Annotated in this window: 1 protein-coding gene; it reads left to right on the top strand. The window is 35.9% G+C overall.

The window, feature by feature from the left end:
* The first annotated feature begins 51 nt into the window (after window positions 1–51).
* Window positions 52–609 carry a TlpA family protein disulfide reductase gene (locus ACSX1H_RS19470; protein WP_439185929.1) on the top strand — a complete coding sequence of 186 codons (558 nt, stop codon included), beginning with the start codon at window positions 52–54 and terminating at the stop codon, window positions 607–609.
* Window positions 610–755: the final 146 nt, after the last annotated feature.

The raw sequence follows: 755 nt of genomic DNA, 5'->3' as shown, positions 1-755 counted from the left end.
CCGTTGTAAACCATTAAGCACAATACGTAGAAAACAAATTACTAGAAAAATATGAAACAGACCTTCTCCCTAATTTTGCTTATATTATGCTTAAGCAATATCAATTCCCAAAACTTAAATTCGGACTACACAATAATTAATGATACAACCAGTAAATTTTCAAGCATCGAAGAAATACTAAATCAAGAGAAGTTTAAAAACAAAGTTGTTTACATTGATATTTGGGATACAGGTTGCAAACACTGCATCGTCGAATTTGAACACGCTGTAAAGCTTAAAGAACAGTTTGAGAACGCTCCAATTGAATTTCTATATCTGTGCGCAAGACACTACAATACAAGAAAGGATAATGCTAGAAACTTAGATAATGAAAAATTATGGGAAAAATTGATTTTAGAAAACAAACTAAAAGGAACTCATATTCTCATGTCAAATAAATGCTATATAGAAGGTTATAGAGACAGATATGAAAGTGAATATCCTGGAAATATCCATTGGGGAATTCCGCAATATTTACTTGTCGACAAACAAGGAAATATTGTCAATTTTCTGGCACCAAGACCTTCTAACAAAGACAAAATAACTCAAGAAATAAAGACCCTTCTATAATAGAATAACGGTTTACAACACGCCGCTATAGCGCATAGCAGGGCTCGGCTCACTTTGAGTGTGCAGATTCCCGCCTCGATGGTCTCGTCCTCTCGGACGGACAATCTCAACGCAGAATCTGCTACAGCGCCATGCGGCCAACCGTT

This window comes from Carboxylicivirga taeanensis (assembly GCF_051851475.1).
GTDB classification, from domain to species: domain Bacteria; phylum Bacteroidota; class Bacteroidia; order Bacteroidales; family Marinilabiliaceae; genus Carboxylicivirga; species Carboxylicivirga taeanensis.
Note: the sequence above shows the minus strand (reverse complement) of the source record. Positions and strands in the feature narration are given on the sequence as shown.